This is a genomic window from Pseudomonas syringae group sp. J254-4 (genome assembly GCF_032586855.1).
GTDB classification, from domain to species: Bacteria; Pseudomonadota; Gammaproteobacteria; order Pseudomonadales; family Pseudomonadaceae; genus Aquipseudomonas; species Aquipseudomonas amygdali.
The window spans coordinates 196768-223602 of record NZ_JAWHOO010000008.1; the positions used below are offsets into that span (position 1 = coordinate 196768).

The window sequence follows — 26835 nt, forward strand, 5'->3', positions numbered from 1 at the left end:
CACAAAGGTGCTTGAAATGAAGGTCTGTCTAGTGCAATCCGGCGGCTTTGCGGGTGCCGTCAAACGCTGTGAAGTCGATACGTCCACCCTTGAGCAGCCAGAAGCCGAGCAACTGCAGCGGCTGGTCAGTGACAGCGGCCTGAATCAGTCCAGCAGCGCGTTCAATGATCAGGCGCGGGATCTGAATCAGTACGAGATCACCATTGAGGATGAGGCCAGAGAAATCTGCCTCACGTTCGACGAACACAACGTGCCAGCGTCCGCCCGCCAGTTGCTCGGGTTCCTCAAGCAACGCGTAAAGCCCGGCAAGCTCTAGGACAGGCCTGCCCGAAAAAAATCCGGCGACCGATGCCTTGCAGATGACTGTCAAAGGCATCGGTTGCCGACATATTCGCCAGCCTTGTTCCTGCATGTGCTCCTGCATGGAATAATGGCGCTATGACATGTGAACCACCCACCGCCGCCGCGGTCAATGACGTGTACCGATTCGTTGGCGTGGACTGTACAAAAAAAAACGCTTCACACTGCCATTAACGAGGTATCTTTTCGTGCTTCGCGTTCTCACCCCTTACCTCTGCAGCAATGGCGTCGATGAGCACTGTGCATCCTACTGAACACTCTTCTGGCCTGATCATTTGCGAGCATTGCGACTCGCTGTACGAAGCGCAACCGCTGAAGCCCGGTGAAGCAGCGTTCTGCCTGCGTTGCGAGGCACTGCTCGGTCGCGGCCACCGAATGACCATCGAGCAGCTACTGGCGCTGACCGTCGCTGCGGCCATGCTTTTTGTGTTCGCCAACCTGTTTCCCGTGATCAGCATCAGCATGAAAGGCCTGACCAACGAGGTCACGCTCTGGCAATCGGTTGAAGCCCTTGCTCAAGGGCGGATCACAATCATTGCGCTGGTCGCCGGCCTTTCGATTATCTTTGCGCCGCTTTTACAGATCGCTCTGCTGTTCTGGGTACTGGTACACGCGCACAAAGGCGTCATCGCCCCCGGCTTCAGGGCCTGCATGCGCGCGCTGGAACACCTGCGGCCGTGGAGCATGCTCGAAGTGTGCATGCTCGGTATTCTGGTGGCGATCATCAAGCTGTCCGGAATGCTCGACGTGCACCCCGGCGTCGGCCTGTGGGCCATGGCCATGCTGATGGTGCTGATTCTGCTGATCGCCAACAAGGACATCCGCAGGTTGTGGGATGAACTGGGAGTGCCGCCGCAATGAACGGCATTCCCTTCGCCCATGAACACAAGCTCTGCCTGTGCCACACCTGCGGTTACGCCTGCCAGGAGGACGCTACGCGCTGCCCGCGCTGCGACTCACCGGTGCACAAACGCAAGCCCAACAGTATCAGCCGCACCTGGGCCTACCTGATTGCCGCACTGATCTTCTATATCCCGGCCAATGTGCTGCCGGTGATGTACACCAATCTGCTGGGCAACCGCAGTGAAAGCACCATCATGAGCGGCGTACTGGAGTTCTTTGAAAGCGGCTCCTGGGACATTGCCATCCTGATCTTTGTCGCCAGCGTTCTGGTGCCCTGTCTCAAATTTCTGGTGCTGGGCATGCTGCTGATCACGTGTCAGCGCCGCAGCACCTGGGCGATGCGCGAACGCGCACGTCTTTACCGTTTCATCGAGCTGATCGGCTACTGGTCGATGCTCGATGTGCTGGTTGTGGCCCTCGTGGCGTCTCTGGTTCAGTTTCGCGAGCTCAGCACCATCGAGCCGCGGATCGGTATTCTGTTTTTTGGCTTGGTAGTGGTGATGACGATGTTCGCCGCCATGAGTTTCGATCCCCGGCTTATCTGGGACGCAGAGGTTGAAGATGTCTGACAATACCCTCCCCCCGTCTGCTTCAGTGCCACGCCCTGAAGTCAAACGTCGTCGCCTGCGCGTCTCGCTGATCTGGCTGGTGCCGATCGTTGCCGCGATCATTGGTGTATCCATGGCCTTGCATGACTGGATGAACATCGGCCCTAAAATCACCGTGAGCTTCCTGACCGCAGAAGGCCTTGAGGCCAACAAGACCCAGGTCAAATACAAGAACGTGATTATCGGCATGGTCACCGATATCACCCTCAGTGAAGACCGTACTCATGTACTGGCCAGCATCGACCTGAACACCAGCGCCGCGCCGTTCACGAGAATCGACAGCCAGTTCTGGGTGGTGCGACCACGCATCGGCGCACATGGCGTATCGGGCGTCGACACGTTGCTGTCAGGCGCTTTCATTGGTGCCGACGCGGGCAGCTCCGAAGAGACCAAAACCAGCTTTACCGGTCTGGAAACGCCGCCACCGGTCACTTTTGGTGAAAAAGGCAAGCGCTTCAAACTGCATACCGATGACCTGGGCTCTCTGGACATTGGCTCACCGATCTACTATCGACGCATTCAGGTCGGTCAGGTGGTTGGCTACGAGTTGTCCAAGGATGGTCGCGGGGTCGATATTCAGATCTTCATCAACGCACCAAATGATCAGTACATCACCACCGACACACGCTTCTGGAACGCCAGCGGGGTCGACATCACGGTTGGCGCGTCAGGGGTGAAGGTCAATACCCAGTCGCTGACCTCGATCATCTCCGGCGGCATTGCCTTCCGCGAGCCCAACTGGAGCCCGGACTCGAAACTCGCCGATGAGAACGCCGAGTTCAAGATATTCGATGATCAGGCCACCGCACTGGCACCTCCCGATGGGGAGCCACGCTACATCCGCATGCGCTTCAATCAGTCGCTTCGCGGGTTGACGGTCAACGCAGCGGTGGACTTCCTGGGCGTCAATATCGGCAAGGTGGTGTCGGTCGATCTGGATTACGACCCGGCAACCAAGACCTTCCCTGGTATCGTGGGCGCAGTGATTTACCCCAAGCGCCTGGGTGCGGCCGAGTCGAAACTGCAGGAACTCGGCGGCAAGGGCGATGAAGAAGAACAATCCGCCAGAGTGCTGGGAGCGTTTGTCGCCAATGGCCTTCGCGCTCAGGTGCGCAACGGCAACCTGTTGACCGGCCAGTTGTACATCGCCATGGAATTCGATCCAAAGGCACCGAAAGTGGCATTCAATGCCAAGGCCCGTCCGCTGGAAATCCCGACCGTACCGGGCAGCTTCGACAAGTTGCAGGAGCAATTGCAGGCGTTCGTCGAGAAGCTCAGCAAACTGCCGATCGACGACCTTGCGAAGAACCTGAATGGCAGCCTCAGCGAACTGCAGAAAACCCTCAAACAGGTGAACGGCAGCGTGCTGCCGCAGATGCGTGGCACCTTGCAGCAGGCTGAAAAAACGCTGGGCACCGCCAACGATTCATTCGCTGAAGATTCGCCTGCGCGTCAACAGCTGGGCCAGGCGCTGGATGAAGTGCAGCGCACCGCTCGTTCGGTACGGGTATTGACCGACTTCCTCAGCCGCCATCCAGAATCGCTGATTCGCGGTCGCACGGGCGATGCAGCCCCACGCTCGTTCAACGCCCCGTCCTCTTCCCGAGCCATTGATCTGGAGCCAAAACAATGACCTTGCGCCTGAAACTGGCGGTACTTGCCGCAGCCCTGGGCCTGGGTGCCTGCACATCGACGCAGACCCACTATTACACCCTGATTGCGCCCATGGGCGCGGCCAGCAGCGTAGCGGCCAGACCCATGCCGTTCCAGTTCGAGATGCTGCCGGTACTGATGCCGGTTCAGGTTGACCAGCCGCCACTGGTGGTTCGCCAGGGCAACGGCAGCCTCGCGATTCTGGACACCGAACGCTGGGGCTCGCCGCTGGGCGACGAGTTTCATGATGCGCTGACCCCGCAACTTGAACGTCATTTCGGCAGTCGCGACATGGCTGGCCTGCCGAAAAACAGCGATCAGCCGGTGCTTTCGATCCGTACAGATGTACGCCGCTTCGAATCGATGCCTGGCAATTATGCGTTGATCGATGTGGTCTGGACGCTCGGGCTTCGCGATGCAGGCGCTACCGCCGGGAGCAAGCGCAAGAGCCTGACTTGCAGCAGCGTGATTCGTGAACAGGCCGGGGAAGGCATGGAAAGTCTCATTATCGCCCACCAGAAAGCCGTGTCCCGACTGGCTGACAAGATCGCCGCCACTGCCGCGAGCTGGACCGCACAGCCCGCCTCTCACTGCCTGTAAGCCTATCGGGAGGTCCATTAAAGACCTCCCGGTTTCAGGCAGCATCGCTGCAGAAAGCCTTGCAAAACCGCCGCTTAAAAGCGTTCAAGTCCGTACAAAAATGTATCACCCTGTTTAATTCCTACGTACACTCCGAGGTCTGTCTGGCACGTTAGTACCTGATCGACCCGAATGCTCGGTTTCCGGGTCTGTTGGAATGCCTTATCGGTCAATGCCAGTAACGCTTGTTAACCCTGATGTGTGGCAACAAGCCTTTGGCTTGCAGCGGACAGTCTATCGAGGACAAACGGATGACAGGGATCGGACCACGGCTGAAAAAGGAGCGCCTGCGCCTCAAACTTTCGCAAAGCGCACTGGGTGCGATAGGCGGCGTGGAGACCAACGCTCAGGGCAACTACGAAAATGGTATTCGCTCTCCCCGGGCAGACTACCTTTCAAGTATCTCGAATGCGGGCGTAGATGTAGCCTACGTGGTGACCGGCCTTGGCTCACCCGCCGTAGCGGCTCAGAACAGTCAGGCCTGCGCGCCGCTCAACCGTGTTGTTGCGCGTTTGCACGGCAACCTGCACGAAGTGACTCAGAACCTGTACCACGTGACCCGTTTGATTGAATCAAACGCAGGCGACAGCAACGTGGACAGCGATCAGTTGGAAAACATCAAGAACGACGCAGAAGCCATTACCGTCGCGACGGTCCGGCTGATCTACATGACCTCGAAATTGAAATGACCCAGAGCATGCAATGTGCCGCCACGGCGGCTCATTGCGCGGGAAACGCCTTGTCCCTGAGTTTCTCCATCACCAACGCTATGAATGCCGACACCGCAGGCGGCAGATGTTGCCGACTGGGATAAAGCACATGCAGACCATGACTGGTACGCTGGTACTGCGTCAGTACTTGGACCAGTCGCCCATCACGCAGATCCGAGCGGATAAGCGTCGCGGGCAACAGCGCAATACCGAGCCCCGCCAGGGTCGCTTTACGCAATGCCTGCGCGGTGTTGGCATTGAATCGGCTGGCAATCTGCACCTCATGCATCTTCGCGTCCGGCCCGAGCAAGCGCCAGACAGTGCTCCCGCCGGGATGCGCCGGGCTGACGCAGTAATGCCCGTGCAGGCTCGGCAGGGAATCAGGCATGCCGTGAGCAGCGATATAAGCCGGGCTGGCGACCATAGTGTCATGCCCCTCTTCGATCAGTTGTCGCCCTACGTAGCCCGAATCCTGCAAGGGGCCGCCGCGGAACGCGATGTCCAGCCGGTCAGCGATCAGGTCGGCGCGCTCATCGCTGAGCACGAACTCCACCTGAACCCGTGGGTATTTGGCAAGAAAATCAGCCACCCACTCCATCGAAAAGAAATCGAAAAAATCCGCCATCGCGGCGATGCGCAGTCGGCCGCCAGGCTCTTCACGGCCTGAAACAAGCTGCTCTGCGGCATCCATCAAACCATCGACAGCGCCCACACAGCGTTCGTGGAAGTCTTCTCCTGCCTGGGTAAGGACCAGCTTGCGTGTCGACCGCTGCAACAATCGAGTGCCCAGCTGTATTTCCAACTGCTGAACCCTGCGGCTGACCGTATTGGAAGGCATGCCCAGGTGCCTTGCCGCCTGCGCAAAGCTGCCGCTGCGCACGACCTGCACAAACAGAGCGACATCATTGAGATCAAGCGCCACGAGACTGATTCCTTCTATTTATGGATGAGTCCAAACCAACTATACCGGCTAATCAAGTAATCCACAGAGGCTTATTCTTTGTGCTCAGGCATCAAGGCCCAGAGGACAACGCTATGAACACCATCGTCAACATTCAGCCACGCGCCATCACCCATCGCACCAGCGGCAAAAGCCGAGGGCCTATTACTCGCCTGATGAGCCCGGGCGATCTGGGTCAGTTATTGAAGCCTTTCGTATTTCTTGATCAATTCGGCTTCAAACCCGAGCCGGGGAAAAAAGGTTTCGGCATGCACCCACACTCAGGGATTGCAACGCTGACCTATATGATCGAAGGCGAACTGGCCTACGAAGACACCACCGGTAAATCAGGCATATTGCCCAATGGCGGTGTGGAATGGATGAGCGCAGGCAATGGCGTGTGGCATGACGCCCAGCCGGTCAGCGATGCGCCGATTACAGGCTTCCAGCTATGGATAGCCCTGCCCGCAGCGCAAGAGAACGGCCCCGCAAACAGCGTTTATCTGGCGGCGTCCCAGGTAGCCCAGCAAGGCCCGGCAAAGGTGCTGCTGGGGCGTTACGGTGCAGCACAAAGCAGCATACCTGCACCACAGGGCATGAATTATCTGGCCGTAAAGCTGAAAGACGGCGAGCACTGGCGCTACACGCCGCCAGCAGGTCATAGCGTCGCCTGGCTGGCGATCAACACCGGACACCTCGATGCAGGTGGCCCGATCAGCGCTGGCGAACTGGCGATTTTCGAGGAATCGGATCGCCCTATCGACTTCGTCGCAAAAGGCGATACCCATTTCGTGCTGGGGTCGGCAGTCAAGCACCCGCATGATCTGGTCACCGGCTACTATTCGGTGCACACCAGTAAGGCCGCGCTCATTCAGGGCGAACTGGAGATAGAGCGAATCGGCGCATTGCTGCGCGAACAAGGCAGGCTCTGACTGCGCAGCACGGCAGTGCGCTACGCCACGCTATCAAGCTCGGCAAGCAGCTCAGGCGCGATGACCAGTTCACTGGCATTAAGGTTTTCGCGCAAATGAGCCAGCGAGGACGTACCGGGAATCAGCAGAATATTCGCTGCGCGCTGCAGCAACCACGCCAGGGCGACACACAGTGGCGAAGCATTCAGGCGACCAGCCACTCGGGTCAGGGTTTGCGATTGCAGGGGTGAAAATCCGCCCATCGGGAAGAACGGTACATAAGCAATGCCCTGCTCGCCCAGCTCTGCAATCAGCGCTTCGTCAGTGCGGTGGGAAAGGTTGTAATGATTCTGTACGCAAACAATGTCAGCGATTTCCTGCGCCTGTCTGACTTGTCTTGCAGTGACGTTACTCACCCCAAGGTGCCGGATCAAACCCTGGCGCTGCAAGTCGGCCAGCACGGTCAAGGGTTCTTCGATGGATCCTTCTGCCGGCGAGTGCTGGTCTCCCCATGCCCGAAAGTTGACGACATCAAGTACATCGAGGCCGAGGTTGTTCAAATTGTCATGCACCGCCCCGGTCAATTGCGCCGGGCTGAACGCAGGATTCCATGAAGCATCCGGGCCACGTACCGCGCCAACCTTGGTGACGATCAGCAGGTCCTTTGCATAAGGATGCAGTGCCTCACGAATCAGCTTATTGGTGACATGCGGGCCGTAGAAGTCTGCCGTATCGATATGGTTAACCCCCTGCGCGAGGGCTTCACGCAATACCGCAACGGCTGCCTGGGGGTCCTTCGCAGGGCCGAACACGCCAGGCCCTGCCAGTTGCATCGCCCCATAGCCCATGCGATTGACGCGATGGCTGCCCAACAGAAATGTACCCGCCTTGCTTGCATGACTCATTGTGTGCCCCTTGATCCCGATATGTGTATCTCACTATAGGCATTGAGCACTGCGCTGATAATCAGGTGTAATCGGCACAACCTGTACGGCTCACAGAACACTGAACAGGACATGATGGGGAAGGAAGAATGACTACCGATATTCAGGACCTGCTGGCATTCGTCGCAGTGGTCAATGCCGCAGGGTTTCGCGAGGCAGCGCGGACCAGCGGCAAATCTGCCTCGAGCCTGAGCGACGCCATACGCCGCATGGAGGCGCGGCTTGGGGTGAGGCTACTCAACCGCACCACCCGCAGCGTTGCCCCGACCGAGGCTGGCGCCAAACTGATGGAGCGCATCGTGCCCGCGCTTGGCGCGGTTGAGTCGGCCCTGGATGTGGTCAACGACTTTCGTGATCGCCCGTCAGGAACGTTGAGATTGAACGTCCCCGTCAGCGCCGCCAGGCTGGTGCTGCCGTCGATCATCACGCCATTCCTGCAAACCTACCCCGACATTCGCCTGGAGGTGGTCACCGAAGAAAGCTTTGTCGATATGCTCGCCGCCGGCTGTGATGCGGGCATCCGCTACGATGAGCGTCTGGAGCAGGACATGATTGCCGTCCCCATCGGCCCGAGGTTTCAGCGCTTTGCTACGGCCGCGTCACCCGCGTACCTGAACGCCAGAGGACGTCCTGTACACCCGAAAGACTTGCTGGAACACGCCTGCCTGCGAGGCAAATTCCCCAGCGGGGTAATACCGCTGTGGGAATACGAACGCGATGGTGAAACCGTCAAGGTCGACCCGGCAGGCCCGTTGACCGTAAGAATAGGCGGAGCCTTTGATCTGACGGTGCAGGCCGCCATCGACGGGCTGGGTGTTGTCCACCTGTTCGAGGACTGGTTACGGCCTCATCTGGACAGCGGCGCACTGGAACCGATACTTGAGCCCTGGTGGCAGCGCTTCACCGGGCCGTATCTGTACTATCCAGGACGCCGCTACCTGCCCTCGCCGCTCAGGGCCTTCATCGACTTTATCAATGCCCGCGACATCAGCCCATAGCCGCAATCGGGCCTACGCCATGACGCGCCGGTGCTGCCATGGCGAACAGCTCATCAACGCGTCTGGCCTCCTCCGCACTCGGCTTGATTGCAATGGCGCACGCGACAAAAATGCCCGCATTGAAGATCAGGCCGATGATGCCGCTGGTCAACGACCCCAGTGCCGGAATGTCATCGGGGTAGATGGTGGTCAGCACAATGGCGATCACAATGCCCACCAGCATGCCGGCAATCGCGCCTTGCTTGTTGCCACGACGGCTGAAGACCCCGAAGAACAGCGGCACGGCCAGCTGGATGATGCCCTGATAGGAAATCTGCGCCAGCAGTTGCAGGCGCGCGTAATCGAAGGTCAGGTACGCCAGCAGCGACGCCGCCGCGATGAAAACCACCATGCCCACCTTGGCGAGAACGGTCTTCTCGCGATCACTGCGCGGCTTGCTCCAGGTCGCCAGGTCATTGGCAAACTGTGTACCGCACACCTGAACGCAGCCGTCGACATGGCCGATGCTGGCCGCCAGGACAATCATGATTGCCAGCCCAAGCAACCACGGCCCGCCGATATCGAACAGTGACAGGAACCAGCCATGCTGCGGATGCGCGGCCACGTTGGGGTCCTGACTGATTGCCGCGGCGAACAGCATCAGAATGCCGTAGAAGCCACCCACCAGCATGATGGTCAGGAGTGTGCCCTTCTTCACCGAACGCACACCGCTGGCGGTATAGATACGCTGAAAGCTCATGGGCCAGCACATCGAGCCGATCACCCCGGTAAAGATCAGGCTGAACATGTACATCGGGCCATACGTGCTGCCTGCGCCGCCCGGAATCACCAGCATGCTGGCGGGCAGTTGCGACAGGTTGGCGAACGACGCCTGAGCACCGAACAGCAGGAAAATGCACAGCGCGGCACACAGCACGTAGGCAATCAGCCCCTGATACATGTCGGTCATGATCAGGCCGCGCATGCCCATGCTCACCGTCCAGTACTGCCGAATCAGGATCACCACCACCCCGACCAGCAGGCAAGTGGTCACGCCCCAACGGCCAAAGCTGGCGAACTGAAAAAGCGTCGCGAGGGCCTGAATGCCCATCACCACCCAGGGAAATACCGAGATGATGCCAATGATCGAGGCAATGCGTTTGACCACCGGGCTATTGAAGCGCATGCCCAGCAGATCCGGCTGGGTGGTCAGGTTGAAACGCTTGCCCCAGGTCCAGGCACGATTGGCCATCAGGTACATGGCGGTCACGCCGAGCGTGGCGTAGACCATGCCGTAAAAGCCCAGCGCGCCACCGACAGACAAGGCAAAGAATGCGGTAAAGGTTGCACCCGGCCACCACGAGTTGGTGTAGCACATGGCGATGAACCAGGGGCCGTAGGAACGACCGCCCACCGCGTAGTCGGAAAAGCTCTCGCTCTTGCGATTGGTCGCGTACAACACGGCAATCATGCCCGCCAGGAACACGCCGATCAGGCCGAAGGTGATGTAAAGGTCCGAAACCGTAGTCGTGCTGATCATTGCCCGTCCCCCTCTTGTGGAATTTCACCCAGCAGAGACTCGACCACGTAAAGCATCCACAGGCCCAGCCCCATGAGCACGGCGATCAGAATCCAGTAGAAGATCGGCAACGGAACACCAAGCACCAGCGCGGTGCTGCCACTGACCTTGAGGTAGAACGGTGGAAACAGCGCCATCATCAACAGCGCGAAGAAGTACAGGCCAAACACCAGATTTTTCAGGCGGCCGGGATTTTCAGAAGACGGAACGTTACTCATGGAGTGCTCCTTGAATTTCAGGATCTGGCTATGGATAAGTGATCGGATAAAACTCAAGCAGGAAAAGGAACACGCGGTCACCCGCTACTTTTTTATTATTGGAGTGCTTGTTACAGGTATGCCTGGAGAGGACGGGTCATGCCTGTCGCAACCAGGTTTCCCATTGCGAATCATTGATGATGCTGCGCGCGCGCATGTGCTTCCAGGTGCCGTACTTGTAAAAGTCGAAGTCCAGTTGCGACACGGCGTGCTGGACCATTGCCCAGGTTGACCATTTGATATCTGCCAACGCCTTGTTCAGCTTGATCCGCGCTACGGTTTGCGCGCTGACCTGACCGAAATAGTCCTCGATCAGCGCCAGTTCCATCTCGTCACTGAAAAACATCTCGCCGAACCACAGCGCCAGTTCGTAATGGCGATCGTTATTGGAGGCGTACTCGAAATCCACCAGGCGAATCTGACGCTCCGCGTTGAGCATGAAGTTGCCTGCCAGCGTGTCATTCATGCACGGTGCCAGGTCAATTCCGGAAGCTTGCAGGGCAGCTTTTGCGCGCTGATATTGCAGGCACAACCAGTCGTCATCCTGAGGTTTGATGCCCTTGAGTTCCGCCACCTGGTTCTGGTGCTCGGCAATCATGTCGAACACGGTCTTGGTCTGTTTCAGCAACGGCTGATCGTTGAACGCCTTGAGCCCGTGCAGAGCGCCGTGGCGTATGTCGCGCTGCAGGAAGTCATGATTGGAGGATGCCCGCCAGCCCTCCATGAACTCGAACACTTCGACACCGAACGCTTCAAGAAACGCAAACACCGGCGCACCGTAGCCGGTTTGCGCCGCTTTCACACTGGCCTCGTGGGCGGTGTGGCGGTCAATGAACATTTCTGTGCCGGCGCCCGGCACCTTGAAAAAGTACGCCGTGTCGGCCCCCTCGACCTCGACCCGCCAATTGGTGTTGGAGATGCCGCCGCTGACCGGCTCGTAGCCGACGCGCCGTCCCTGCCAACTGTCGATACTGCGCACCGCAGCTTCCAGTTGTCGTTCCTGGGTACTGACAGACTGCCCTAACGTTTTCATGCTCTACCCTCCTGAACCTGACGCATCCAGCCTTCCAGGCGCGGGTCCTGAACACACTGCCGACAACGCAGCAACGTCCATTGCCCGACCTTGGAAAACTCCAGTGGCCGCACGGACGTCGTACCCGCCCAAAGCCCCCACAATGTCCAGTACCAGTCGTTGATCAGCGCATACAAGCGGCAGACGGCATAGTCGACTTCCAGACACTGCCCCGCCCATGCGCTGATCCCTTCACGCCACTGGCTTTCAAACGAATAAAGCTCATTGAGGGTAATCGCAACGTCGTACCAGGGGTCCATGCAGCCGCCGTAGTCGAAATCCACCAGGCGCAACCGGCCATCGCGTGACACCATGACATTGCTGGCCACGCCGTCACCGTGCAGCGGCACCGCCTGCACAGAGCGGGTCTGCAATGCCTGCCAGACCATGTCAACGCAGCGGTCAATCCATTGGTGTTCTGCCGGCAGTGCAACGTTGTCACGATCGCAGAGTGTGCGAAGGCGCTCGATATCCATCATCGGCGAGCGCACAACATCAGGCACAGGCCCGGCATGCACCAGCCGCTTGAGCGCCCACAGCGCCTGAAGACGGCCCGGCGCGAGCAGGTCATCAAGCCGGGCAGCACGCCAGTCCAGACCCAGGTCCTCGAAAATCAGCACACTGCAGGCCGCGTCTGCGCCAAGCAAGCGCGGTGCCGCGCCACTGCGGCCTGCGCATTCACTGGCCTGCGCCGCCTGTCCGAAATCAATCAGTTGCGCCATGTCGGCATGCAGCACCTTGGCGTAAACAGCGCCCTGTGCAGCGACCACTCGAAACCCCGTCCACTCGGTCGACAGCCTGGAAGGCGATGCCACACCCTGCGTAACGACCTCAGTGTGCGCGTTCGCATCCAGTCCGCAGTTTGCCAATGCACCGAGCAGGCGGGTGGTCAGGTCGTCGGCATATGACATGGTCAGTCCTCAACGAAACGAAGCGGATGAGGTGCAAGCCCGATACAACAGCCCGGTCAGCATGCGCAAACCGTTGCGCATGTCCTGATCGCTGGTGTATTCGGCCTCGTTATGGGAGACGCCATTGCTGCTGGGAATGAACAGCAGGCACACCGGGTAATGGCGGTTCATGCTGATTGCGTCATGGCCAGCGACCGTCATGCTGTCGGCGGTCGACAGACCCAACTCGCCGCCTACTGCGTGCGCCAGTTCCGCAAAACCGTCATGCAGCCTGGCGGGCGGGCGCAGTACGCTACTTTCCACCTCAAACCCGGTCATGGTCCTGTCGGCGATGGTGTGCAGCGTTGCGTCCAGTCGTTCACCTGCCGCGCTCAGCAGACCGACATCGCGGGAGCGGTACTCGATAAGCAGGGAGACCCGGGAAGGCACGACATTGGGTGAATTGGGATACACCTCGATACGCCCTACCGAGCTGTGCATCTGCAAGCCATGTTGCCCGGCCTCGTCGCGCACCGCCGTAATGGTGTGTGCGGCAGCCAGCAATGCGTCACGGCGGGCGGCCATGGGCGTAGGGCCGGTATGATTCTGCTCGCCATCGAAGCGCACCCGGCGTTTCAACGCAGCCCAGGTTTCCCGGACTACGCCGATTGCCGTCTGGCTGCTCTCCAGACCAGTGCCTTGCTCGACATGAATTTCGACGTACCCGGCAATGTTCAAATCAACCTGATCATTACCCAGATAACCTATGGCCTGCAGCGCATCCTTCAAACGGATGCCATCGCCATCACGGCTTTCCCAGGCATTTTCCAGGGCCAGTGCCCCGGTAAATACACCGCTGCCGATCAGGCTCGGCTGAAAGCGGGCGCCCTCCTCGTTGGTCCAGTTGACCACGGCCAGATTGCAGGCAGGTATTTCACCGCGTTCACGCAGTTGCCGCGCCAGGCTGGACACCGCCACGGCACCGGCAAGCACGCCGTACACACCGTCGAAACGACCCGCGCTCGGCTGGCTGTCCAGATGTGAACCGCACAGCAGATAAGGCGCCTGGGGATCAAACGTCATGAGGCCGAACAGGTTGCCGATCGCATCGATACGCACTTCAAAGCCGTGCTCTTTCAGCCAGTCCCGAAACAGATCGCGTACCCGGCCGTCTTCAGCCGATGCCGCCAGCCGGTGCAAGCCACCCGCAGGTGTTGCACCAATGGCCGAGCTTTGCTGAAACAGCGCTTCAAATGCCGCCAGATCAGTTGCACCTGGCTCGATCAGTTCAGGGATAGAGGGTGTCGACATGATCTTTCTCCAGGCGTGTCACAAACTCGTCGGATAACGCGCGATTGGTGACCAGGGTGGTGATCGCGGCGAACGGAAGAGTATTGATAAAGGTGCGATGACCGAACTTGCCATCATCAGCCAGCACAACACTGCGCGTGCAGTGCCTGACCAGCGTTCTGCGCAACATGGCTTCCGGCTCCTGGTAATCCATCAGCCCCAGGTCCAGATCAATGCCGCCGATCCCCATGAAGGCGATGTCGTAATGGAACTGTCGGGCGAACTCCAGCGTATGCGGCCCGATCAAGGCGTTGTCGGTACGCCGCACATCGCCGGGCGCAACCAGCACCTGATTGTCGCTCTGGTGCGATATCAACTGAGCGATGTCCAGCGAGTTGGTGATGATCTTCAGCTGGCTGAACCGCGTCAGTTGCTGGGCCAGCGCCAGCGTCGAAGTACCGGTGTCGAGGAAGATCGCCATGCCTTCGCTGACCAGTTGCGCAGCGCGGGCAGCAATACCCGCCTTGGCGCGGGGCTTGAGCCTGCTGCGCTCCTGCAAAGGCAGTTCTTCGCTGGATCTGGGCAGAATCGCGCCACCGTGAATTCGCCTTAATCGGCCCTCTTCTTCCAGATACTTGAAGTCACGGCGGATGGTCTCTTCGGACACGAACAGCAATTGTGCAAGGTCCGACGCCTTGACACGCTGCTGTTGGGCGAGCAGGCGCATGATTTCGTCCAGGCGCGGCTGATTGAGCATGGGGGTGGCATTCCGTTGCAAAGTAAGAACTCCAGTGTCCGGGCCCGTTGGCCGTTGATCCGCAAGCAAGAGGGACATGGCTACTGCCCCAAAATCGGTGGCAAGTGTTGATCCCATGGCGCGATGGCTTCCACAGCGGCACAGAACTGCAGCACCTGAGCGTCGGCAAAGCGTGGCCCGACCACTTGCAGACCAATGGGCAGCCCGCCGGAACTCCACCCGCAGGGCAGGTTGGCCGCCGGGTTGCCGGTAATGTTGAAAGGGTAAGTAAATGGCGTCCAGCGCGCCCACGGCACAGCGCCGTCCTGCCCGGCATAACCGGCCGGTGCCACGTCGTCGGCAGTAAACGGCAGAATCGGCAACGTGGGCATGATCAGCAGATCGTAATCTTCAAACAGCGCATGGACCTGATTGGCAAACGCAGCGCGCTGTTGAAGTGCCTGCAAGTAATCACTCAGGCTGTACTGGGCAGAACGCCTGATCAGATCGGCAAAGCCAGGGTCAAGCTGATCCAGTTGCTGCGCAAGCGCCTTGCCATAGGCGATACCGCGTCCGGCGACCCACAGGGTTTCGAACGTCGCCAGCGGGTCCTGCCAGGCTGGTTTGAGCGTACTGACCGTGACGGGCAGCGACCTGGCGATATTGCCCACAGCAGCTTCAACCGCTGCGGCGATTTGCGGATCGACCGGTGTGTCAAACAGCGTCGGGCAGAAGCCGATACGCAACGGGTTCAGCGGTTGGTCACACCGTGCCAGAAAGGACTCGTCAGGGGCTGGCAGCGCCTGGTGATCCAGCGGATCCGGCCCCGACAGGATATCGAACAGCAACGCGCTATCACGCACGGTTCGGGTAATCGGCCCGGCATGACTGAGCATTTCGGTGGCCGACCAGGGCCAGGTCGGAATGCGTCCCAGGGTGCCTTTGAGGGCGAACGCGCCACAGAACGAGCCAGGTATGCGCACCGAGCCGCCACCATCGGAGCCCAGTGCGGCCGGCACCATGCGCGCGGCCACCGCAATCGCCGAGCCGGAACTTGAGCCACCACTGGTCAGTGTCGGGTCCCACGGGTTGCGTCCGTTGCCGAACACCCGCGACGTACTCGCGCCGGTCCAGCCGAACTCTGTCGTCGCTGTCTTGCCCAGAATGATCGCACCGGCATTCTTGAGGCGGCGAATGATCGGCGCATCCTGTACCGGCACCGAGTCCAGAGCAGTCAACGAGCCACGCGTGGTGCGCAGTCCCGCTGTCGAAAAGAGATCCTTGATGCCAAAGGGTATGCCGTGCAGCGGGCCTCGCACCTGACCACGCTGCAGTTCGGCAGTCATCGTCCAGGCCTGTTCGAGCGCGACATCGGCGTATACATCACCAAACGCATTGAGTGTGGAATTGTGGGTTTCAATCGTTGCCAGACATAACTCGGTCAAGCGTATCGGCGTCATGCAGCCTTTGCGGACAAGCGCGGCAGCTTCAATCACGGCAGGCATGGACGATGGCTTTGGCTCAATCAATGTAGATACCTCTTTTTCATCAGTGAGATACTTCTGCGCGATGCCCAATGCCGACGACTGTCGGCGCATTACATTCAGCAGGGGCTGGCGCGTCAAGTGGGTTTTGTTGGATATATTGAATTTGTGGTTTTAAATTTTGTAACAGCACCGTCACGGTGCCAAAAAAAGCTCAAAACCCTGCGTCGCCCAATTGCGGTGCGCAGTTAAAACGGCGGGAAGAGGCAGGAGGAAGAAAGAAGGAGGCGATGGGCAAGCAGAGAGAACGGCGCCTGTCCGTGGCGCAGTCCTGTCATTGAAACCGGTATTTCAAGTCAGCGATCAAACCGCCAGATCGTAAGCATGGAAATCGGTTACACCGACCAGCTGGATTTCAAAGTCTGCATGCAAATCACCATTGACGTTGCCGGACAGCACATGGTCGGTGAAACGTAGCTGGCCAGCGCCGGTGAATTCACCGCTGCCAATGAAGCTGAAAGCATCAAGGGCTTTGGTGTCCACGTTGGCATCCATCTTCAGGAAGCTCAGCTTGTCGCCCTGCTGGCTGTTGAAGTCGGTAATCACGTCGCTGGCCTGGCCTTTGCCCATTTCTGCAAGGTCATTGAACACAAAACGGTCAGCGCCGCTGCCGCCGGTCATGATGTCTGCGCCCAGACCGCCAACCAGCTTGTCATTGCCCGCGCCGCCGAACAGCACATTGTTCGCATCGTTACCGGTCAGGGTATTGTTGCGATCATTGCCCAGCAACGTGAACTCGCCCTCACCTTTGAGGTGGACGTTTTCAAAGTTGGCCAGTGGGCCGGCATTCAGGTCGATCACTGTGGCAACCGGCGATGTATTGTCATAGGTGATCTTGAGTGTATCGATGCCCTCATTGGCCTTCTCTTGCACCAAAGCGAGCTCACCAGCCTGATCAATAACGTAGGTGTCGTTACCCAGACCGCCAATCATGGTGTCCAGACCGCCACGACCATCAAGCACGTTATCCAGGCTGTTGCCGATCAGCGTGTCATTGAAAGCAGAGCCAATGGCGTTTTCAATGTGCGCACCGTAGGCAATCGCCAGCCCTGAGTTCATCAGCGTCGGGGCATCAGGGTTCTGGTTGTAATCGAGGAACGCCTTGCCGATGGTGCTGAACTCACCCTCGTTGAGGTTGATCTTCACAAACGATGCCTGATTGCTGGCATCGATCGTATCCTTGCCACCAGCGTCCCAAATCGTCTCGAACACCGACTGATCGGGTGCCCATTTGTAGACGTCATTACCGCTGTGATAGGTGGTGTTGGCGCCGTATATAAACTGCATGGCCGCCACATCGAGCAACATCGGCGTGGTGGGTTTGAAACTGTAGTTGTTGGTGTAGCTCATGATGGTGTAACGGGCATCTTCGAACTTGGCATCGAGCAAAACATCGTTGTATTGCGAGGCTTCAAACGAATGCTTCAAACCCAATGCATGACCCGTTTCATGCATGAACGTCAGGTAATCATCCGTGCCTTTGGCAGGATCAGCCGCGTTGACTTTCGGACCGATCCAGACATCACCGGACCGGCCCAGTGTGCCTGGCGCGTAAGCCTGGCCATACTCAGTACTTTGCAGACTCTTGAAGCCGCCAAAACGAATGTCTCCGACATTGTCCGGGGTGTCCTGAACCTCGGTAAATTTGATGTCTGCCACTGCACTCCATGCACCCAACGCACTTCTTGCCGCCGCTGCCTGGGCATCGGTCAGTGAATAGGCATCGCTGGGCTCCTGAGAGCGACTGTAGTCAGTGGCATAGACGGAGTTGGCAGTATGAAAGCTGTAAGTGAGATGAGTACCGGTTGAATCGCCTAACCAGAACGGCCCCCACAACAGGCTGGTGACTCTGTCGTCGGGAGACCCTTCGGGCAAAAGTTCGGCAGGACTTGAATCATTTGGGCCGGGCATCAGCAATGCTCCTGAAGAATACACACGTTAGTGATTAACCAACGATCTTTGCCCACGCAAAAATCGCCAGGCAGTTTATTACATAACAGGCACACTATGGGCACAATACGTTACAAGCAAACTACTTACGGATGCCGGACATGCATTGCCAACACCCACAGATTTCTTATTACGAATATACTTTTATAGTTATTATACGCCTCCTACTAATAGCGCTACATGAAACCTTCTTTAAACCCACGATTCCAACTGACCGGGTTCATTGCCCGAGCCGCCAATCAGCATTCACGGCAAAACGCGAGAACCCGATCAAGGCCGGCAACGAAGAGGGTGCAGTTGAGCTATCGTGTAACGGATGTCGACGCGCTGGACGGTTCAGCGTTCGCGACAGGTAAAGAACCGAAGCCTGACGCATCCGGCCGGATCGCGCGCATTTATACGCTGGGTACCTTGCTGCCCCGTATAAATCATAGGCATCATAAGACCTTATCTCATCTGATCGCGGTGCGCCCATGACCCACCACCCTGCGCCACTTCCTGCCAACGAAGAAGAACGAGTCCTGTCTCTTGAGCATCTCAGGATACTGGACAGCGCTCCCGAGCAGGACTTCGACGACATTGTGCTGCTCGCTACCACGCTGTGCGACGCGCCCATCGCTCTGGTCTCGCTGGTTGACCGGGAACGCCAGTGGTTCAAGGCCTGCATCGGCCTGGACGTCAAGGAAACCCATCGCGATCTGGCCTTCTGCGCACATGCAATCCTGCAACCTTCCGATGTGCTGGTCGTAGAAGATGCCACCACCGACCCTCGCTTCAAAGAGAGCCCCCTGGTGCTGGGCCCTCCTTATATCCGGTTTTATGCAGGCGCACCGATTCGCACCGATACGGGCCATGCGCTCGGCACTGTATGTATAATCGATATCTGGCCGCGTGTTCTGACCGAACAACAACGTCTGGCCCTGCTGGCACTGGCCCGCCAGACCGCAGCCTTGATGCAATATCGCCTGCTTACCCAGCAGCGCGACCACCATGCCGCAGAATTGGCTTTGGGGCTCGAAAGCGCGCAGAGTCAAAGCCTGGCCGTGGAACGCAACCTGCGCCAGTCACAGCGGGTGTCGTCACTGGGAATGCTCACAGCGAGTATCGCCCACGACTTCAACAACCTGCTCCAGGCGCTGAGCGCCAGCCTGCAACTTGTCCGCATGCGCTCACGCCGCCCGACCGATGTCGAGACGCTCAGTGACACCGGCCTGCGGGCTGTGGATCATGGTCGACAACTGGTCACCCGTTTACTCGACAGCGTTCGTCAGGACGGCCCCGAACTGATCTGCATCGATGTCAGCGAAAGGATCGATGCCGCCCGTGATCTGCTATTGCGCTCGGCGGGCGACAATCTGGAACTGTCGTTCGACCTTAGCGCACAGGGCTGGGGCGTCCTGTGCGCCGAAGCGCAGTTGCACGCCGCCGTATTGAACCTCCTGGCCAACGCCCGTGATGCAATGTCAGGGTCTGGCAAGGTACATATCGCCACCCGACTGGAGTCAGTCAAGGAAGATCCACGATTGCCGGAAGGCGATTATTTGGTACTCAGCGTGGCCGACAATGGCCCTGGCATGGCCGCCGATCTCAAGGAACAGATATTCGAACCCTTCTTCACCACCAGACGCTCCGAACCGGGTGCCGGCCTGGGCCTTGTTCAGGTGCAGGAGTTTGCGGTGAACGCAGGCGGAGGCGCACGCGTCGAAACAGCACCTGAAAACGGGACAACCGTGCATCTCTATCTGAGAATACTGGGGCCGATCAATTTAACGAACTAAGCGCCCCCACTACTTAACGAGCGCCGCACGCAGCCTTGTTATTCACTAAATGAATAACGGGCTGCGGAAGACGCATTCAGCGCATGAATTACACCACCATCACGGCAACAATAGCGATGTACTTATTGCATGTTAGATGCGTATAGAAAATAAAAGGCATTGGTTCTCTTTTACAAAAAAATACACACGCAACACTGCCGCTTTCCGATTCAGGACTATATTCAATCGACAGCAAACATTCTGTTTGCGCTACTGCCTTGGCAACAGGATGTTTGCTGTGGGACACGCAGTTGCAATGACTGCACGTTGTACACACATTAATCAAGGAATAGATTATATGTTGAAGCCTCATGGTTTTACGCCACTCGCATTGACGGGCGGCATTCTTGTATCGCTATTGTCTGTCAGCCTGTCTGCCCACGCCGATATCGCCACCGATGTTGCCACTACCGGCTGGGCGACGCAGAACGGTGGCACCAAGGGTGGTTCAAGGGCAGCAGCGAATAACATTTATACGGTAAAAAACGCCGCCGAGCTGAAAGCCGCGCTGGCTGCGTCGGCAGGCAGCAACGGCCGGATTATAAAGGTGACGGGGGTTATTGATGTCAGCGAGGGCAAGCCGTACACCAAAACCTCTGACATGAAGCAGCGCGCCCGCCTGGACATCCCCGGCAAAACCACGATTGTCGGCACCTCCAGCAGTGCCGAGATAAGGGAAGGGTTTTTCTACGCCAAGGAAAACGACGTCATCATTCGCAACCTGACCATTGAGAACCCCTGGGACCCGGAACCGGTCTGGGACCCGGAAGATGGCAGCGCTGGCAACTGGAACTCGGAGTACGACGGTCTGACGGTCGAAGGTGCCAGTAATGTATGGATCGATCATGTGACGTTTACCGACGGCCGTCGCACTGATGATCAGAACGGCACGGCCAATGGTCGTCCAAAACAACACCATGATGGCGCACTGGACGTCAAGAACGGCGCCAACTATGTCACCATTTCGTATTCCGTGTTCCGGAATCACGAAAAGAATAGCCTGATCGGTTCAAGTGACAGTAAAACAACCGATGACGGCAAACTGAAGGTGACCATTCACAACTCGTTGTTCGAGAACATTTCCTCTCGCGGGCCGCGCGTGCGGTTTGGTCAGGTTCATCTTTACAACAACTACCACACTGGAAGTACCAGCCATAAGGTCTACCCGTTTGTGTATGCTCAGGGCGTCGGAAAAGGTTCGAAAATCTTCTCTGAGCGCAATGTGCTCGATATCAGCGGCATCAGTGGTTGCAGCAAGGTTGCGGCCGACTATGGCGGCAGTGTCTACCGTGATAGCGGGTCGCTGGTAAACGGCAGTGTCATCAGCTGTTCCTGGAGCACCAGCATTGGCTGGACCCCTCCGTACAGCTACACCCCTCTGGCGGCTGACAAGGTTGCGGCCGATGTCAAGGCCAAGGCCGGCGCTGGCAAAATCTGATACGCCGGTTGTACAGGACGATAAAAGACCCTCTCGATGAGGGTCTTTTATTGAGCAGGTTATCGCCGGGCGATGAAACTGCTTTCGTCAGGATCGAGCCCCTCAGTTGACCAGTTGATTGATCTCGATGATCGGCAACATCACAGCCATCACGATCACCAGCACTACGCCGCCCATAATCACGATCATCAAAGGTTCGAGCAGCGCAGTCATGCCCAGGGCGCGGCGCTCGATATCGCGGGAAAGGGTCTGCGCAGCACGATCAAGCATCGGCGGTAAAGCCCCGGTTTTTTCGCCGCTGGCAATCAGGTGAATCAGCAGCGGCGGAAAGACCTTTTCCATCCGCAGCGCCACCGCCAGGTTGACGCCTTCACGGACCCTGGACGTGGCTTCGTTCACCGCCAGACTGAGGCGATCGTTGGACAAGGTCTGACGCGCTGCGTCCAGCGCCCGCAGCAAGGGCACACCGGCAGCACCGAGAATCGCCAGGGTCGATGCAAAGCGTGCGGTGTTCAGCCCCAGCACGAATCGACCGATCAAGGGCAAGCGCAGGATCTGGCTGTGCCATCTCAGGCGCGTAGCCGGGTTGCGCAGGCAGATTCGCCAGCCCCACAACGCCGCCAGCAATACGCCCAGACACACCAGACCCCAGGCACGGATGAAATCACTGGCGGCCAGCATGGCCAGTGTCAAACCGGGCAGGTCCTGACGCGCCTGAGAAAACGCACTGACTATCTGGGGCACTACGTAGCTCAGCAGAAAAATCACGATGGCAATCGAGACCAGCCCCACTACGCCGGGGTAGATGAACGCCGTGAGAATCTTGCCTCTCAGGCCGTTGCGCTCTTCTATGTAATCGGCCAGTCGCTCCATGACCCGGGCCAGGTCGCCGGACTCCTCCCCCGCCCCGATCAAGGCCCGGTAAATGTCCGGAAAGTCTCTGGGGCGGGCGGCCAGCGCTTCGGCCAGACGCATGCCACTGCGAACATCGGTGCGTATCGCGCTCAGGGTCTGAATAATGTGTTGGCGTTCGGCCTGCTCGACCGTGGCCCCCAATGCTTCATCCAGCGGCAGCCCGGCACTCAGCAGGCTTGCCAGTTGTCGGGTCACCGAAGCAAGGTCAGCGTCCGAGAGGCGCATACTGAAGAGCCCCCCTGCCCCATGACTGCTGGCCTGGCTGTCGATCTTTACCTGCAATGCAGTCAGCCCCCGCTGGCGCAGATCAGCCATCACAGCGTCCTGACTGTCAGCGTCCAGATGGCCGGATTCGATCCTGCCCTGCGCATCGGCAGCTTCATAGTGATAGCGGCTCATCAAGCGTCCCGTGTCACACGAATGATTTCTTCCGGAGCGGTGGTGCCATCGCGAACCCAGCGCTGGCCATCCTCGCGCATGCTGACCATGCCGGCATTGCGCGCCGCAGCCCTCAGTGCCTGCATGTCGGCACCTCGATGGATCAGACTGCGCACCTCATCATCAATGCAGAACAGCTCGTGAATGCCGGTGCGGCCGCTATAACCGGTACCACTACAGCGCTCACACCCCTGCGGGCGCCAGCAGCCTGACGCAGTCGGGTCGGGTTGTCTGCACTGCGGGCACAAACGGCGTACCAGGCGCTGCGCCAGTACGCCAAGCAGAGAAGACGCGAGGAGAAAGGGTTCGACGCCCATGTCGACAAGCCGGTTGATCGCCGATACCGAGTCATTGGTGTGCAGGGTGGCAAGCACCAGATGTCCGGTCAGTGAAGCCTGCACCGCGATCTGGGCGGTTTCCAGATCACGGATTTCACCGATCATGATGATGTCCGGGTCCTGACGCAGAATGGCGCGCAATGCCAGGGCGAAAGTCATGTCGATTTTGCTGTTGACCTGAATCTGACTGATACCCGGCAGGTCGTATTCCACCGGGTCCTCCACGGTCAGGATATTGCTGGTGCTGGCATCCAGCCTTGCCAACGCGGCATAAAGACTGGTGGTCTTGCCACTGCCGGTGGGCCCTGTGACCAGCACAATGCCATGGGGCTGGCGTATCAGGTTGTCGAGTCTGGCCAGCACATCAGGGGCCATGCCCAGGGTTTCGAGGCGCAGACGACCGGCCTGCTTGTCGAGCAGGCGCATTACCACCCTTTCACCGTGGCCGGTAGGCACGGTCGAGACGCGAATGTCGATGGGCCGGCCGGCCACCCGCAAGGCGATTCGACCATCCTGAGGCAAGCGCTTTTCGGCGATATCCAGCTGGGCCATGATCTTGATCCGTGACACCAGCGAGCCATGCAACGCCTTGCGCGGCGATACCACATCACGCAGGCTGCCATCGACCCGATAGCGCACCACCGAATGGCTTTCATAGGGTTCGATATGAATATCGCTGGCCTCGTCGCGAGCTGCCTGGGTCAATAATGCATTGATCATGCGGATCACCGGGGCACCGTCCTGCGCATCCAGCAGGTCGGTGATTTCCGGGATATCCTGCATCAGCCGATTCAGGTCAGCTTCGTTTTCTGCAGCGCCCACTACCGCCGCCGCGCTGCCGGTGTCGGCGTAGGCTGCGGCCAGAAGCCCCTCCAGTTGATGCGTGCCGACCTGTTCCAGACGCGCCGGACCGAACTGCCGCCGGGCCTCATTGATTGCCCAGCCTGGAGTAGCGTCGCAAACGATCAGCAGCGCCCCCTCGTCAGTCTCACGCAAGAGAATGCGTTGCGCCCTGGCCCAGGCATAAGGCAACGCACTCATGGCACAGGCACTGCGCGAATGACCGCCCGCGGCATCTGACCGGCAGCAGGCTGCAGGTCAGGAATCGCCTTTGCCGCAGAGGGCAACTGCGGCGCCTGCATGTCCGGCAGCATCCAGTTACGCTCGGGACGCAAATTACCCTGTGCGCGGCGCATGAATTCGTAACGGTTCAGCGTGATGTTGCGCCCTGTGCCGCTGTCACGAATGATGTAGGGACGCAGGAAGACCATCAGATTGGTTTTTCTGGTCGAACGCGCTTCGTTTCGAAACAGTACGCCGAGAAGCGGAATCCTCGACAGCCAGGGCACCGCTTCATCGCTCTGGTTGTACCCGTCCTGAAGCAGGCCGCCCAGCACCATGATCTGCCCGTCGTCCAGCAGGATGCTGGTATCGATGGCGCGCTTGTTGGTGACGGTGCCTGACGCCAGCGAGGCGCGCTGATCGACGTTGCTGACTTCCTGATAGATGTCCAGCTTGACCGTACCGCCTTCGGAAATCTGCGGCCTGACATTCAGTTTCAAGCCGACTTCTTCCCGCTGAACCGTCTGGAACGGATTGTTGCTGGTGCCGCCACCGCCCGTTACATAACTGCCGGTGACAAACGGGATGGTCTGGCCGACGAAGATACTGGCCGCCTCGTTGTCCAGCGTCAGCAGGTTGGGCGTGGACAGCACATTGCTGCCACCCTTGCTCTTCAGAGCGCGCGCGAGCACCTTCAGATCCAGCACCTCGCCAATGCCCGGAATGGTCACCGCGCCCCTCACCACGCCGACATTCAAGCCAGGGGGAAGTACGTCGATGCTGGTGCTGCCACTGGTATTCAAACCGCTGCCGCCAAGGTTCACTCCGCCAAAGCCGCCGCTACCATTCAGGTTGCCGGTTTGCCACTGCACGCCGAACTGGTTCGCATCGTCCTCGCTGACCTCGACAATCAGGCTTTCGATCACCACCTGAGCACGGCGCTGATCCAGTTGATCGATGACTTCACGCAAGTTGCGATACAGCGGCTCCGGAGCGGAAATCAACAGGGTGTTGGTGGTCGAATCAGCCTGGATGGTCACCCCGGCTGCACTGAACGCGGTGTTCTGTTCGGCTTGCTGACTACCGGCTGTGGCAACCGAAGGCGACGCGCTACTCTGGCCATAACCGCTTCCGGCTACAGTCCCGGAGACAGGGCCTGCGCTGCTGTTGCCTTGCACGTCGTTCTTGTTACCGGTGCTGCCCATGCCGCTGAGCATCGTCCGGGTGGTATCGCTGGCACCGCTGTCACTTTCACCGGTCAGCAAGCCCCGCAAGGCCTGAGCCAGCTTTCCCGCCTGGGCATTGCGCAGGTACACAACATGCAGATTGCTCGGGTTGCTCTGGGCGTTGTCCAGCTTGTAGATCAGATTGCGCGCCAGCTCGGTACGCTCCGGGCTGCCGGCGCGGATAATGATGGCGTTGGAGCGGGGGTCGCCAATCACGCTGATCTTCTGGGTCGCGTCGCCGCCCTGAGTATCCAGCAATTCGCTGACCATGCTGGCGATATCTACCGCGATACCGTTGTGCACGGTCACCACGTCGGTATCGATGGCACTGGGCGTGTCGATACCGTCGATGATCTGCGCCACTCGCGTCAGGTTATCGGCATAGTCGGTGACGACGATGGTGTTATTGCCGGGGTAGGCGTTGATCGGGTTGTTCGGCGAAACGATAGGCCGCAGCACCGGAATCAGATTGACCGCATTTTCGTACTGCAAACGAAACGTACGGGTCAGCATGCCGTTCCCGGAAGGTTTGTCGGCACTGTAGACAGGACCGCCAAGCAGTCTGGCATGGGCTTCAGGCACGACGTGAGCCACACCGCCGACATCCACCACACTGAAACCCTGCATGCGCAGCGCGGCCAAGAGCATTTCATAAGCCTGAGAGGCCGGCACCGGCCCTTCGCTGACCAGCGTCAGCGTGCCCGTGACTTTTGGGTCCAGCAAAAACTGCTGACCTGTGGAGCGTGACAACGCCCGCACGACCGATTGAATATCGGCTTCGACAAAATTCAATTGTATGGGCTGGTCACCCAGCGCGCCGTGCGCAGCCACTGTCTTGTGGGCTGGCGTATGGCCGCGTGCGGTGTTCGACAACGTGTGTTTCTGTCCCGGCGCGACGCCCGGTTGCGCGCGCTGGCGATCATGTGCGTCGCTGGCGGGCAAGGTTCTGGCCAACGGTTGACCCAGCTCGCTCTCTAACAGCTCAGGCGGCGCAGGCGATGTGGTGCTGCACGCGCTCAGCGCCAGCAGGAAAAACGGTGCGACGCTGCGACAGGGCAACGTGTAGGTAAAGGCATTCCACTTCATTAAGCTTCCTTTGCGCTCGGCGCCTGATCCATGCGAACAACCCCGGACAGATGACCTGTCAGGTCCTGAGCGTCTTCGCCTGCACGTTGCAGGCTGGCGTCCTTGATGTGTAACGAAAACAATTGCGGCTGCTCCAGCAGCCAACCGATCACTGCGTCAGCTGGCGCGTGATCGAAAGCCAGTTGCCAACTGCGCTCAGCCCCTTCACCGTCATGCTCAAGCTGGCAATACGACCACAACCCGAAGGCTTCAAGGCTGCGCTGCAAGGCTGGCTGCAGATCCTGCGGGCCTGTTCGGCGCTGCGGCACGCTCACCTGCTTGAGCAATGTTTCGAGCGTCTCGGCCTGGGCGCTCAACACAGGGGTTTGCGCCTGCCAATACGTGATTTTCTTCAGTGCAGGCTGAACCATCAGTAGCCACGTCACCAGGCAGCACAACACCAGCGCGCCTATCGACAGGAGACGCGTCTCCCTGATCGACAGACCGGCCCTGACAACACGCACACGCCCACTCAGTCGCCGCCAGCGGTCGGCGTATGGCTGCCACACTCGG

The 26835-nt window shown here is 58.9% G+C and carries 24 protein-coding genes; 10 read left to right on the forward strand and 14 right to left on the reverse strand.

Annotation, left to right across the window (positions count from 1 at the left end):
• Positions 1-16 precede the first annotated feature (16 nt).
• The 6 genes from RYB09_RS12720 (at position 17) to RYB09_RS12745 (ending at position 4852) form a co-directional block, all read left to right on the forward strand.
• Positions 17-316 (forward strand): protealysin inhibitor emfourin, encoded by a 300-nt coding sequence (locus tag RYB09_RS12720; protein WP_002553232.1) that lies wholly within the window; start codon positions 17-19, stop codon positions 314-316.
• A 275-nt stretch (positions 317-591) separates the two neighbouring features.
• Positions 592-1221 carry a paraquat-inducible protein A gene (locus RYB09_RS12725; RefSeq protein ID WP_058402240.1) on the forward strand — a complete coding sequence of 210 codons (630 nt, stop codon included), beginning with the start codon at positions 592-594 and terminating at the stop codon, positions 1219-1221.
• The gene (locus RYB09_RS12730) at positions 1218-1832 is read left to right on the forward strand and encodes a paraquat-inducible protein A (protein ID WP_058408182.1); all 615 of its coding nucleotides are present in this window, start codon (positions 1218-1220) and stop codon (positions 1830-1832) included. The genes RYB09_RS12725 and RYB09_RS12730 overlap by 4 nt, the downstream gene beginning before the upstream one ends.
• Positions 1825-3504, forward strand: coding sequence for an intermembrane transport protein PqiB (locus tag RYB09_RS12735; protein WP_316888713.1), 1680 nt, complete (start codon positions 1825-1827; stop codon positions 3502-3504). Before RYB09_RS12730 ends, RYB09_RS12735 begins: the two co-directional genes overlap by 8 nt.
• A complete protein-coding gene (locus tag RYB09_RS12740; protein ID WP_058402237.1) occupies positions 3501-4124 on the forward strand; it encodes a membrane integrity-associated transporter subunit PqiC in 624 nt (207 codons plus the stop codon). The genes RYB09_RS12735 and RYB09_RS12740 overlap by 4 nt, the downstream gene beginning before the upstream one ends.
• A gap of 290 nt (positions 4125-4414) precedes the next feature.
• Positions 4415-4852: a helix-turn-helix domain-containing protein gene (locus tag RYB09_RS12745; RefSeq protein ID WP_058408183.1), complete on the forward strand. Its 438-nt coding sequence runs from the start codon at positions 4415-4417 to the stop codon at positions 4850-4852.
• A 31-nt stretch (positions 4853-4883) separates the two neighbouring features.
• Here RYB09_RS12745 and RYB09_RS12750 read toward each other — a convergent pair whose 3' ends face one another.
• Entirely contained in the window at positions 4884-5795 is a 912-nt protein-coding gene (locus RYB09_RS12750; protein ID WP_058408184.1) for a LysR family transcriptional regulator, read from the reverse strand.
• 113 nt (positions 5796-5908) lie between these two features.
• On the opposite strand from RYB09_RS12750, the gene RYB09_RS12755 reads away from it, so the two are divergent.
• Positions 5909-6745, forward strand: a complete 837-nt coding sequence (locus RYB09_RS12755) for a pirin family protein (RefSeq protein WP_058408185.1) — start codon at positions 5909-5911, stop codon at positions 6743-6745.
• Between the two features lie 20 nt (positions 6746-6765).
• On the opposite strand, the gene RYB09_RS12760 is transcribed toward RYB09_RS12755, so the two are convergent.
• Positions 6766-7629: an aldo/keto reductase family oxidoreductase gene (locus tag RYB09_RS12760; RefSeq protein ID WP_122259486.1), complete on the reverse strand. Its 864-nt coding sequence runs from the start codon at positions 7627-7629 to the stop codon at positions 6766-6768.
• 128 nt (positions 7630-7757) lie between these two features.
• Between RYB09_RS12760 and RYB09_RS12765 the strand changes: the two genes are divergently transcribed.
• A complete protein-coding gene (locus tag RYB09_RS12765; protein WP_316888720.1) occupies positions 7758-8666 on the forward strand; it encodes a LysR family transcriptional regulator in 909 nt (302 codons plus the stop codon).
• On the opposite strand, the gene RYB09_RS12770 is transcribed toward RYB09_RS12765, so the two are convergent.
• The 8 genes from RYB09_RS12770 to RYB09_RS12805 all read right to left on the reverse strand — a co-directional run bounded on the left by RYB09_RS12770 (position 8656) and on the right by RYB09_RS12805 (position 17924).
• Entirely contained in the window at positions 8656-10185 is a 1530-nt protein-coding gene (locus tag RYB09_RS12770; protein WP_122259488.1) for a sodium:solute symporter, read from the reverse strand. The two genes, RYB09_RS12765 and RYB09_RS12770, sit on opposite strands and share 11 nt — an antisense overlap.
• A complete protein-coding gene (locus RYB09_RS12775; RefSeq protein WP_004664870.1) occupies positions 10182-10442 on the reverse strand; it encodes a hypothetical protein in 261 nt (86 codons plus the stop codon). The genes RYB09_RS12770 and RYB09_RS12775 overlap by 4 nt, the downstream gene beginning before the upstream one ends.
• A gap of 136 nt (positions 10443-10578) precedes the next feature.
• The gene (locus RYB09_RS12780; RefSeq protein ID WP_005731749.1) at positions 10579-11514 is read right to left on the reverse strand and encodes a choline kinase family protein; all 936 of its coding nucleotides are present in this window, start codon (positions 11512-11514) and stop codon (positions 10579-10581) included.
• Positions 11511-12464: an aminoglycoside phosphotransferase family protein gene (locus RYB09_RS12785; RefSeq protein WP_316888722.1), complete on the reverse strand. Its 954-nt coding sequence runs from the start codon at positions 12462-12464 to the stop codon at positions 11511-11513. The genes RYB09_RS12780 and RYB09_RS12785 overlap by 4 nt, the downstream gene beginning before the upstream one ends.
• Before the next feature lie 9 nt (positions 12465-12473).
• Entirely contained in the window at positions 12474-13754 is a 1281-nt protein-coding gene (locus RYB09_RS12790) for a M20 family metallo-hydrolase (protein WP_122265392.1), read from the reverse strand.
• Positions 13732-14490, reverse strand: a complete 759-nt coding sequence (locus RYB09_RS12795; RefSeq protein ID WP_058402227.1) for a DeoR/GlpR family DNA-binding transcription regulator — start codon at positions 14488-14490, stop codon at positions 13732-13734. The genes RYB09_RS12790 and RYB09_RS12795 overlap by 23 nt, the downstream gene beginning before the upstream one ends.
• A gap of 80 nt (positions 14491-14570) precedes the next feature.
• Positions 14571-15974 (reverse strand): amidase, encoded by a 1404-nt coding sequence (locus RYB09_RS12800; RefSeq protein WP_316888725.1) that lies wholly within the window; start codon positions 15972-15974, stop codon positions 14571-14573.
• Between the two features lie 342 nt (positions 15975-16316).
• The gene (locus RYB09_RS12805; protein WP_316888727.1) at positions 16317-17924 is read right to left on the reverse strand and encodes a M10 family metallopeptidase; all 1608 of its coding nucleotides are present in this window, start codon (positions 17922-17924) and stop codon (positions 16317-16319) included.
• A gap of 512 nt (positions 17925-18436) precedes the next feature.
• Between RYB09_RS12805 and RYB09_RS12810 the strand changes: the two genes are divergently transcribed.
• Together RYB09_RS12810 and RYB09_RS12815 are read left to right on the forward strand one after the other, a co-directional pair.
• A complete protein-coding gene (locus RYB09_RS12810) occupies positions 18437-19741 on the forward strand; it encodes a sensor histidine kinase (RefSeq protein WP_058402224.1) in 1305 nt (434 codons plus the stop codon).
• A gap of 337 nt (positions 19742-20078) precedes the next feature.
• The gene (locus tag RYB09_RS12815) at positions 20079-21218 is read left to right on the forward strand and encodes a pectate lyase (protein ID WP_316888729.1); all 1140 of its coding nucleotides are present in this window, start codon (positions 20079-20081) and stop codon (positions 21216-21218) included.
• 102 nt (positions 21219-21320) lie between these two features.
• Here RYB09_RS12815 and gspF read toward each other — a convergent pair whose 3' ends face one another.
• The 4 genes from gspF to gspM are packed head-to-tail and all read right to left on the reverse strand — an operon-like array spanning position 21321 to position 26831.
• A complete protein-coding gene (gspF, locus tag RYB09_RS12820; RefSeq protein ID WP_058402222.1) occupies positions 21321-22532 on the reverse strand; it encodes a type II secretion system inner membrane protein GspF in 1212 nt (403 codons plus the stop codon).
• Positions 22532-23950, reverse strand: a complete 1419-nt coding sequence (gspE, locus tag RYB09_RS12825) for a type II secretion system ATPase GspE (RefSeq protein WP_058408194.1) — start codon at positions 23948-23950, stop codon at positions 22532-22534. Before gspE ends, gspF begins: the two co-directional genes overlap by 1 nt.
• A complete protein-coding gene (gspD, locus tag RYB09_RS12830) occupies positions 23947-26283 on the reverse strand; it encodes a type II secretion system secretin GspD (protein WP_316888733.1) in 2337 nt (778 codons plus the stop codon). Before gspD ends, gspE begins: the two co-directional genes overlap by 4 nt.
• The gene (gspM, locus tag RYB09_RS12835) at positions 26283-26831 is read right to left on the reverse strand and encodes a type II secretion system protein GspM (RefSeq protein ID WP_058402219.1); all 549 of its coding nucleotides are present in this window, start codon (positions 26829-26831) and stop codon (positions 26283-26285) included. The genes gspD and gspM overlap by 1 nt, the downstream gene beginning before the upstream one ends.
• Between the last annotated feature and the right edge of the window lie 4 nt (positions 26832-26835).